Source organism: Luteimonas salinisoli (genome assembly GCF_013425525.1).
Taxonomy (GTDB): domain Bacteria; phylum Pseudomonadota; class Gammaproteobacteria; order Xanthomonadales; family Xanthomonadaceae; genus Luteimonas; species Luteimonas salinisoli.
Map to the genome: position 1 here is coordinate 183,534 of NZ_JACCKA010000073.1, position 6,000 is coordinate 189,533.

The 6,000-nt window shown below is 72.1% G+C and carries 5 protein-coding genes and 1 pseudogene; 3 read left to right on the top strand and 3 right to left on the bottom strand.

Features of this window, described 5'->3' with window-relative positions:
* Positions 1-181: 181 nt before the first annotated feature.
* Positions 182-1,570: an OmpP1/FadL family transporter gene (locus tag H0E84_RS13135; RefSeq protein WP_180679095.1), complete on the bottom strand. Its 1,389-nt coding sequence runs from the start codon at positions 1,568-1,570 to the stop codon at positions 182-184.
* A gap of 213 nt (positions 1,571-1,783) precedes the next feature.
* Between H0E84_RS13135 and H0E84_RS13140 the strand changes: the two genes are divergently transcribed.
* The 3 genes from H0E84_RS13140 to H0E84_RS13150 all read left to right on the top strand — a co-directional run bounded on the left by H0E84_RS13140 (position 1,784) and on the right by H0E84_RS13150 (position 3,611).
* Positions 1,784-2,476, top strand: coding sequence for a rhomboid family intramembrane serine protease (locus tag H0E84_RS13140; protein WP_180679096.1), 693 nt, complete (start codon positions 1,784-1,786; stop codon positions 2,474-2,476).
* A gap of 279 nt (positions 2,477-2,755) precedes the next feature.
* Positions 2,756-3,076, top strand: coding sequence for a DUF1820 family protein (locus H0E84_RS13145; RefSeq protein WP_180679097.1), 321 nt, complete (start codon positions 2,756-2,758; stop codon positions 3,074-3,076).
* A gap of 19 nt (positions 3,077-3,095) precedes the next feature.
* Positions 3,096-3,611 carry a hypothetical protein gene (locus tag H0E84_RS13150; protein ID WP_180679098.1) on the top strand — a complete coding sequence of 172 codons (516 nt, stop codon included), beginning with the start codon at positions 3,096-3,098 and terminating at the stop codon, positions 3,609-3,611.
* Positions 3,612-3,674: 63 nt separating this feature from the next.
* On the opposite strand, the pseudogene H0E84_RS13155 reads toward H0E84_RS13150, so the two are convergent.
* Together H0E84_RS13155 and H0E84_RS13160 are read right to left on the bottom strand one after the other, a co-directional pair.
* Positions 3,675-5,058, bottom strand: a pseudogene (locus H0E84_RS13155) (S41 family peptidase); the annotation flags it as partial.
* Between the two features lie 575 nt (positions 5,059-5,633).
* Positions 5,634-6,000, bottom strand: a 367-nt coding sequence (locus H0E84_RS13160; RefSeq protein ID WP_180679100.1) for a murein hydrolase activator EnvC family protein, incomplete at its 5' end; no start/stop codon positions are given.

A 6,000-nucleotide genomic window follows, 5' to 3' on the forward strand; every position in this document is an offset into this window, starting at 1 on the left:
CATGTGCGGCCGTCGATCCCCGGCGCGTTGGCGCGACCCTCGCGGCTGAAATAGCGCGGCGGTCGCCCGTGGTGGCGGCAGCCAGCTGGACGCGATCGAGCGCAACGGCGAGCTCACTCCCGCGCGAACAACAAAAAGCCCCGCCGAAGCGGGGCTTTTCGCGAAGCGATGACGCGGTGGATCAGAACCGGTACTGCGCCGAGATGCCGAACAGGTTGGCGCCGCCGTCGTAGGTGCCGGTCAGGCGCGAGCCGCTGCTCGAGACCAGGTCCACTTCCGGGTCGTCGGCCATCTGGATGCGGGTGTAGGCCGCGGAGATTTCCATCTGGTCGGATGCCGCCCAGCTCAGGCCGATCGCGTACCAGTTGCGGTCCTGGTCGGGCATGCGCGGGGTGCGGTGCTGGAAGGCGATCGGCGACTCGTCGCGGCCGATGCCGCCGCGCAGGGTGAAGCGGTCGTTGAGCGCGTACTCGGCGCCGACGGTGTAGAACCAGCTGTCGTGCCAGTTGTAGTCCTCGGCCGAGTCCGGCTGCGCGGGATTCTCGAACTGGATGCGCACTTCCTCCATCGAGCTCCAGCCGGTCAGCGCGGTCTCCGCCATCAGGGTGAGCTGGTCGTTGACCCGCCAGCTGCCGCTGAAGGTATGGGTGCTCGGCAGCACCAGGCGCGCGCCGCCGCCGGTGTCGACGAACTGGCCGGTACCGGCCAGGATCGGCGCGACGTTGGAAGGCACGGTGAAATCGGCATGGCCGCTGATCTCGTGCTTGATCTCCGACCGGTAGGCGTAGCCCAGCGAGACGCGCTCGGTCGGGCGGAAGCTCAGTCCGCCGACCCAGCCCAGGTTGGTGTCGTCGCCCTCGATCGAGATGAAGCCGTCGTTCTTCTGCGGGCCGTACGGGCCGGTGACCGGATCGGGCTGGAAGCACAGCGGCTGGGTGGCCGGGTTGGCGCACAGCGAGCTGCCGAAGTCGATGGCGTTGGACAGGGTGACGTCGGCGCGCTCGATCACCGCGCCGAAACCGACCGAGAAGCGGTCGCTGATCTCGACCGCGGCAGAGAGGGTGAGGTCGACGATGCGCACGTCGGACTCGACCGCGTGGTAGCGGCCCACCCAGTCGGAGTCGTACTCGGTCTTCAGGCCGAACGGCGCGCTGACCATGGCGCCCAGGGTCAGGTACTCGAAGCGGTCGCTGAGCGGCAGGATGAAGGACATCGCCGGCACCGGGGTCAGGCCGCCGGCATCGCCGCCGTCGCCGCCGGTCAGCGGCTGCTGCAGCGGGCTGCCCGCGGCCGCGCTGCCGCCGCCGTTGAATTCGAACGAGAGATCGATCGCGGTGACGTCGCCCTGCACGGTGGTGCGATCGAAGGTGGACATCATCGCCGGGTTGTTGACCACCACCGAGGCATCGCCCCAGGCGGAGGCGGAACCGGCCATCGCGCGGCCCTGGGCCTTGACGCTGTTCTCGCGCAGCTCGAATGCGGACGCGTGCGCCTGGCCGGCGCCGGCGAGCGCAGCGGCCACGCCGAGCGCCAGGACGGAAAGGGAGCGGGTGCGGGGGGAAGTATGCATTGCTATGGTCTCTCCGATGACTTAATTGGTTTGACGCGCCGCAACATGCCAGGCCTTGTCCCGGCCCTGTGCCTGCATCGGAAGCCCCTCCCGACCGCGGCGCCGGGCGCACTATAACCGTACCCGGGCGTGTGGTCACGGGAACTGCGACACGAATCCGCCGCGGTCGATACTGAACAGGTATCGTGGCCGCTTCCCGCCTACGCCGCCGGCATGTTCGTTTCCATTCCCACCCACGCCCGACCGGGCTTCCGCTGGGCCACCCCGCTGCTGTGCGCGCTGCTCTGGCTCGCCTACCTGTGGGCGAGCATGCGCCCGGACAGCGTGCAGCACGACCTGCTGCTGGAATGGGGCGCCCTGAGCGGCGGCCTGGCGCCGACCGACCTGCTGCGTTCGTGGTCGGAAGCCGAGCGCTGGCTGCGCCTGCTGAGCGCGCTGTTCCTGCATGCCGACTGGGCGCACCTGCTCGGCAACCTGGTGTTCCTGCTGATCTTCGGGCTGCCGGCCGAGCGGGCGATGGGGCCGTGGCGGTTCCTCGGCCTGTTCCTGCTCGGCGGCGCCTTCGCCAACTTCATCGCCGCCCTGGCCATCGGCGCGCCGGACCGGCTGATCATCGGCGCCAGCGGCGCGGTCTCGGCGCTGATCGGCGCCTATCTCGCGCTGTTCCCGCGCGCGCGGCTGGGGGTGGTGCTGCCGCTCGGGCTGTTCCTGGAGTTCGTGCGCGCCCCGGCGTCGCTGCTGATCGGCATCTGGGCGCTGCTGCAGGTGGTGTTCGCCTACATCGGCCCCGCCTTCGGCATGGTGGCCTGGGCGGCGCACGTGGGCGGGTTCCTGTTCGGGGCGGTGTTCGCGCTGGCCTCGCGCGGCGCGATCGCCCGGCGCCTGCGCCGGCGGCAGGGGTACTAGCAACGAGATGGGTGGAGCTGGTCGCGAGACCAGGCTGTAGGCGACCGCCGAGCCGATGGGGCGAATCGATAGCCAGACCTCTGGCATCATCGCCTGCCCGATCGGAGCTGCCCGCGGCCTTCGCGGCCATGGGCCGCTCCTACGGGAGCATGCCGGATGCGCGGAAGAACACCGGCATGTGCCATGGGTGCGGTAGCCAGCGCGGTGGGGCATGCGACGAACCACCGCCAGCCATTGCCGACCGCTATCATTCGCCAATCGCGCGAATATACTCGCCGCATGGTCAAGCCGCTCTACAAGGTCAGCTTCCTCAACCACGGCAAGGTCTACGAGCTGTACGCGCGGCGCGTGCACAGCGGCAGCCTCTGGGGCTTCACGGAGGTCGCCGACCTGGTGTTCGACGTCCACGACGGCGTGGTAGTGGACCCCACCGAGGAGCGCCTGCGCGACGAGTTCGCCGACACCCGCGTGCTGCACCTGCCGATGCAGTGCATCCTGCGCATCGAGGAGGTCGAGAAGAAGGGGCAGTCGGCGATCCGCGATGCCGGCTCGGGCGAAAAAGTCGTCACGCCATTTCCCCTGCCCGCCAAGCCGCGCTGACGCGCTAGGAGACCCGCGCATGCAGCATCCCGTCCGTATCGCGCTGCTCTCGGCCCTCGCCGCCGCCCTGTTCGGCTGCGAGCGCACGCCGAGCCCCGCCGACGGGCCCTCGCCCGCCGCCGCACCGGCGGCCGGCGGCGACAACGGGTTCGAGGTGCAGGTGGAGCTGTCCGACACCGCCCGGCGCGCGCTCGCAGCGGCCGGCGAGAGCGTCGTGGTCTCGGCCGACTATTTCGGCTATCCGACCGTCGCGGCGCAGCAGCGCGAACTCCCCGGCACCGGGGAGGGCTGGCTGACCCTGCACGAGCAGAAGATCGAACTCGAGGGCGCCGGCACCGCGACGTTCGCGCCGGTGGCGCTGGATCCCGGGCAACTGCAGCTGGTCGAGCGCGGCCGTGCGCAGCTGCTGATCAACGTCTACTCCGGACGCAGGTCGTCCGAGGACAACCTGCTCGACTGCGGCACCTTCCAGGACGCGCTCGCGGTCGCGGTGCGCGGCGGCGTGCACATCGAGTGCAAGCTGATCGCCGAGTAGCGGACCCACGGAAACCGGCCCCTGCGCGGGCCCTCCATAGGAGCGGCCCATGGCCGCGAAGGCCGCGGGAGGCTCCGGCCGGATCGGCGGCGATCCCGGGCATGACCAACCGCGCCGGCCTTCGCGCGCATGGCGCGCTCCTACAGGGAACGACCGACAGGGGGAACGCCAGGCGCCGCCGGGGTCCGCTTCAGCGGCGCGCGTTCGCGACGCTGGCGGCAGCCGTCGGCGGCGGTGCCGGCGTCGGGCTCTTCAGCTCGGCCAGCGCCGCGTCGATCGGGCCGTCGCCGTCGAGCACCTCGCCGGCGTTGTCGCCCGGCAGTCCTTCCTCGTCGCCGCGCAGGTGCCCCGGCAGCGCCGCTTCCGAGTACTCGCGGGCGAGGCTCGCCGGGCGATTTTCCGCCTGCAGCACCACGTCCGGATCGATGCCGCGCGCCTGGATCGAGCGCCCGCTGGGAGTGTAGTAGCGCGCGGTGGTGAGCTTGACCGAGTCGCCGTTGTCCAGCGGCAGCACGGTCTGCACCGAGCCCTTGCCGAAGGTGCGGCTGCCGACGATGCGCGCGCGGCCGTTGTCGCGCAGCGCTCCCGCCAGCACTTCCGAGGCGCTGGCCGATCCGGCATCGACGATCACCGCCACCGCGGCGCCGTCGAGCAGGTCGCCGGGGGTCGCGGAGAACTCGGCATCGCTGATGCTGATGCGGCCGCGGGTGCTGACGATCGCTCCGGCTTCGAGCAGGTCGTCGGCGATCTGCACCGCCGAGGTCAGCAACCCGCCCGGGTTGCTGCGCAGGTCCATCACCAGGCCGCGCAGCGGCCCTTCGGCCTGCAGTTCGCGCAGGGTGCGCTGGAATTCGGCGGCGGTGTCCACCTGGAAGGCGGCGATGCGGATGTAGGCGTAGCCCGGCTCGAGCATGCGCCCGCGCACGCTGGCCACGCGGATGATCTGGCGCTCGACCGGGATCTCCAGCGGTTCGGCGGCCCCTTCGCGCAGCACGGTGAGCACCACCGAGGTCCCGGGCTCGCCGCGCAGCGGGCCATCGCCATCGTGGCTGGAGGGGGTGAAGGTTTCGCCGTCGGCGGCGACGATGGTGTCGCCGCTGCGGATGCCGGCACGCTCGGCGGGAGTCTCGTCGATCGGCGCCACCACGCGCAGGCTGCCCTCGGGCAGCTGCATCACCTCCACGCCGATGCCGCCGTAGGCGCCGGTGGTGCTCTCGTCGAAGGCTTCGGCGGCCTGGCCCTCCAGGTAGGCGCTGTGCGGATCCAGGTCGAGCAGCAGACCGCGGATCGCCGACTGCATCAGCGCGCTGTCGTCGACGGGCTCGACATAGGCGTCCCTGACCGCGTTGAAGACGGCGACGTAGCGGCGGATCTCCGCCAGCGGCACGCGGGTCGAGCGGCTCTCGGCGGCATCCGGGTCGTCGCTGGCGCCGACGGCGCGGACCGGGTCGCGCGGCTCCGGATCGGCCGCCTGTTCCGGCGGCGCCGGGTTCCGCTCCTCGGCCGGCGCCGCAGGCGGCTCCGCGGGGTCGCCGGCAGGCGCGAGCCCGTCGCCCTGCCGCTCCTCCGCGGCAGGATCGGCTTCGTCCGCCTGGACGGGCGGGTCCTCCTGCACGGCTTCGTCCGCCCGGGCGGGCGCTTCCTGGGCGGGCGCTTCCTGGGCGGGCGCTTCCTGGGCGGGCGCTTCCTGGGCGGGCGCTTCCTGGGCGGGCGCTTCCTGGGCGGGCTCTTCCTGGGAGAGCTCTTCCTCGGCGGGCGCTTCCTCGGCGGGTTCGGCCCCGGCCGGCGGCGCCCCCGCGTCGGCATCCGCGTCCTCCGGCGCCGCGGCCGGTGGCGGCGACGGCTGCGGCCGCGCGGCGGGCTCCTGCGCGTGCAGGGGCGCCAGCAACAGGCCGGCGAGGGCGAACGACAGCAGGAGGTAGCGCATTCAGGCGGCTCCGGGAGGGACCAGTTTCAGACCGCGCGATGCGACCCGGGTTCGCCCGATTATGCACGCAGCGGTCGGGGGGCAGCGGCTGCCGTTCAGCGTTTCTGCAGCCACGCCGCGGGATCGATCGGCTTGCCGTCGCGGCGCAGCTCGAAGTACAGCGCCGGCTGGCCCTGGCCGCCGGAGCTGCCGACGCTGCCGACGGCGTCCCCGCGCCTCACCCGGTCGCCGACCTCGCGCGCCAGCGCGTCGTTGTGGGCGTACAGGCTCATGTGGCCGTTGCCGTGGTCGACGATGGCGATCAGGCCGTAGCCGGTCATCCACTCGGAGAACACCACGGTGCCGTCGGCGACCGCCTGCACCGGGGTGCCGGCGGCCGCACCGATCAGCACTCCCGAACTGGCGCGGCCGTCGGGCATCCGCCCGCCGAAACCGGCCAGCAGCGTCCCGGACAGCGGCCAG

Coding starts and splice junctions, on each gene's coding strand:
- H0E84_RS13135 (WP_180679095.1), bottom strand. CDS start 1,570: ATGCATACTTCCCCCCGCACCCGCTCCCTTTCCGTCCTGGCGCTCGGC.
- H0E84_RS13140 (WP_180679096.1), top strand. CDS start 1,784: ATGTTCGTTTCCATTCCCACCCACGCCCGACCGGGCTTCCGCTGGGCC.
- H0E84_RS13145 (WP_180679097.1), top strand. CDS start 2,756: ATGGTCAAGCCGCTCTACAAGGTCAGCTTCCTCAACCACGGCAAGGTC.
- H0E84_RS13150 (WP_180679098.1), top strand. CDS start 3,096: ATGCAGCATCCCGTCCGTATCGCGCTGCTCTCGGCCCTCGCCGCCGCC.